At 70.5% G+C, this 3410-nt stretch carries 3 protein-coding genes; all 3 read right to left on the bottom strand.

Features of this window, described 5'->3' with window-relative positions:
- On the bottom strand, positions 1 to 1559 hold a 1559-nt coding region (locus tag ACWDA7_RS51420; protein ID WP_450614951.1), incomplete at its 3' end, for a carboxypeptidase regulatory-like domain-containing protein.
- A gap of 51 nt (positions 1560 to 1610) precedes the next feature.
- Complete coding sequence (locus tag ACWDA7_RS51415) at positions 1611 to 1802, bottom strand: hypothetical protein (protein ID WP_450614949.1); 192 nt, start codon at positions 1800 to 1802, stop codon at positions 1611 to 1613.
- A 100-nt stretch (positions 1803 to 1902) separates the two neighbouring features.
- Entirely contained in the window at positions 1903 to 2193 is a 291-nt protein-coding gene (locus ACWDA7_RS51410; RefSeq protein ID WP_450614947.1) for a LuxR C-terminal-related transcriptional regulator, read from the bottom strand.
- Positions 2194 to 3410 lie beyond the last annotated feature (1217 nt).

Raw genomic sequence — 3410 nt, 5'->3', positions numbered from 1 at the left:
ACGTGGGTGGGCAGGGCGCGCAGCGTGAACGACTTCTTCGCCGTGAGCCCCTCGGTCACCTTCAGCGTGGTGGTGGCCGTCGCGTAGCCGAACTGTGCGATGGTCAGGGTGTAAGCGCCCGGTGCCGGGGCGAGTGTGAAGCCGCCCGACGCGTCGGTCGTGGCGGTGTAGCTGCGGCCGTCCGCGTCGGTGGCGGTGACGGAGGCGCCCGGGATCGGTCCGGAGTGCGTCCCTGAGCCGGCGCCGCGCACGTTGCCGGTCACCAGACCGTGCGGGCCTTGGCGAAGCGCGCCGACGCCGGCGGGCGAGCCGAGCCCGGTCGGGCCGTCCCAGCCCGTGCGGGCGTTGCAGAGCTGGTTGCCGCAGTAGCCGTCGGATCCGGCGGTGACGTCGGTGAGGTCACCGGCGTTCGTGTCGGCGTACGGGTAGGTCACCGGGTAGGTGCCGGGCGTCGGGGTGCCCGCGAGGGCGTACATCGAGGCCACGAGCGGCGACGAGAGCGAGGTGCCGCCGACCTGGATCCAGCCGCCGGACTTGTAGGTCGAGTTGTAGATGCCGAGGCCGGTGGCCGGGTCGGCGTCCGCGGAGATGTCGGCGATGGCACGGTTGTCGCACCCGGTGTCAGAGCCCTGCTGGTACGCCGGCTTCGGCTCGAATATCGAGCAGCCCGAGCCACCGGCGGCCCAGGCCGCCTCGGTCCAGCCGCGGGCTGCGGTGCTGTCGCGGGTCAGCGTCGTCCCGCCGACAGCGACGACTTTCCCGTTCGACGCGGGCCAGTTGACGACGTTGCCGCTGTCGCCGGTGGATGCGGTGACCGCGATACCGGGGTGATCGTAGTCGCGGTCGTACGACGCCAAGATGCCCGTCCCGCTGGGACCGCCGAAGTGGCCTCTCGCCTCGCCGGCTACGCCGTAGGAGTTGGAGATGGCCGCGGGGTGTCGGGCGGCGGCGGTGTTCTCGGCCGTGCCGAGGTCGTCGAGAGAGGCCGAGTCGCCCTCGACGAGCAGGATGTGGCAGTCCGGGCACGCGGCGGAGACGGCGTCGAGGTCGAGCGCGGTCTCCAGGGACCAGTTGGCGTCATCGGGCGGGAAGTTGTGGCCGCCATTCTGGTCGAGCTTGGTGAAGCAGCCGTTCGCCGTCGTGCAGGCGGAAAGGCCGTAGGTGCGGCGGAAGACGGCCAGATCGGCCTCGGCGGCCGCGTAGCCGCCGGCATCGACGATGGCGACCGTCTCGCCCGCGCCGCCCGTGGGCAGTTTGTACGCCGCTCTGAGGTCGTTCGGGGTGACGGCGCTGGTGGGCGGGGTGGACGAGCCTGCGGCCCGGGCGCCGTGACTGTTGGTCACGGCCATGAGGTCGCAGGTGGCGTAGGGCGCGTCACCCTTGCGCTCGGAGGGGGGGACGGGGACGGCGCATCCGGCGGGCTGGTAGCCCGCCGTGCTCTGCGCTGTGCCGGTCGGGGTGGTGGGTGCCGCATGCGCCGGGGCGACGGCCGTCAGGCCGAACGCCCCGGCGCAAGCGACCGCCACCCCGGCGGCCCACATGCGTATTCGTCTGTGCATCGTTCTCCTCGGGAGAGTGCGCCGGCCGGGCCGCCGCGAGTGGGATGCTGGTCAGACCGGCCGGTACTCCACACCGGCCTTCCGTCGGCTCGTGCGCGGCCGGTCCGCGCTCGCGGCCGGGGGCGGATCGACGGTGGTGTCCTCACCGTCGCTGGAATCCTCGGCGCAACCCTTGGGGGCACGGTCGATAGGGCCGACCTCCGGCTCCTCGCCGGACTGTTCGGTGCCGTTGCCAGAAGTCATCGCGGCTGCTCCGTTCTGTCCCAGAGCCAGCAGTGAACGCCGCACGCCGGCAGGCCGACAATGCGCAGAACTACCCGGGAAACTCCCGTGGCTACGGTGGCTACTCCGTCAACGGCCGCGGCCTCGGCGGGCTCCCCGGCGATGCCACGTCACCGGACTCCACCGCGGCGACGGCGAGCGCGGTGCACGAGGGCGCGTTCCGTTTGCGCATCGCCGAGTTGACGTGCTTCTCGACGGTGCGCGGTGAGAGCCCCGGGACGCGGGCGATCTGCTCGCTGCCGGGCCTCGTCAGAGCGGAGACAGCGCGGCCAGGGAAGGGGAGGTAGTGGGTCGTCAGAATTCCTGTGATCAGGCCAGCAGGACAGAACCGGACGGTGACATAGGCAGGCACGGCGGCTCCGGGCAGAGGCGATGCTGGGGCACAAGCGTGCGGCGCGGTCGGCCCCCGATCCGTGTGGTGTGGCGGGTTGGCGGTGCCGTGCGGGCCCCAGTAGAAGAGAAAAAAAGAGAGACCAGCCACACCCGCGAACGGGATTTGCGTACTGGCCCAACTCGTCGGAAGGGCTTGGAGGATGGCTGGCCTCACCCTCAGTTAACACACTCTCTCCGCCGGCCGTCAAACCCGCAGCTGACGCCGGTATCAGCTGCGCCACCTCCAACCGCGAACGTCGCCCGTGTGGCTCACCTTCCCGGACCGGTGGGGAGTCAGCGGACCCGGCTTGCCGCACAGTGCCTGCCTTCAGACCGAGCAGGCCTACGCCGGATCCGGTTCCATGATCTACGGCACTCCTGCGCCACACTGCTCTACGGGGGCACCGACGAAACTCGCTGGTCAGGGCCGATGGGGACGCCTGTGGAGATCGTTTCCCGCGCTGTCGGGCCCGCTTTCCCGCACCCCAGGCCAGGCGCAGGCCGTACCCCTTCGCCATCCGCCTGATCGGCACCTCACCCACGTACCCCCGCCGACTCTGGTGCCGCGTGGGGGGCGCCGTAGCGCTGCAAAGGAGCGAAGATGCGGTCCTTCGCCTCGCAAGGGACTCCGGGCCGGCGGTCCACCACTCGGACCTCGACGCGGTCGGTGCGGGCGCTGGCGGAGGCAACCGCGTGGTCACCGGGGGTTGTACCGGCTCCCGAATTGCGCGCGGTGGCGCACGTGATGCAAGGGCGCGGACACGGAGCCCATGGCCCTGGTCACGAAGGGGGCCGAGTGCCTCGGCTTGGAAGAAGGCTTCGACCTGGCCGAGGCCGATGATCGGTACGGGGAACTCAACCCGTACGACCTGCGAGAGCGGTAGCCGGACTTTCCCTCGTCTGGGCGACGGTCGCGGTAAATCGCGCATCTACCGCGACAGGCTCGGATGTGGCTTTGTACGTGAGAGTCGAAACCGGTTGTCAATGAAGGCCGACACCACCCGCCCCCGGCAGGGGGCATGTCGGCGAGTTCGGACACCACCCGTCCGCAGCGCGACGACGCCAGGTGCAAGCCCCGAAATGCGGCTCTCCTGCCGCATGTGTGGGTGCCCTGACCTGCCCTGATACGGGAAACACGCCGTCTCCTGCCAGGCTTGAGGTCTCGAGGCTCAAGTTGGATCAAGCAGGAAAACGGCG

It is taken from the genome of Streptomyces sp. NPDC001156 (assembly GCF_053598275.1).
This window is presented reverse-complemented; position numbering and strand designations above follow the sequence as displayed.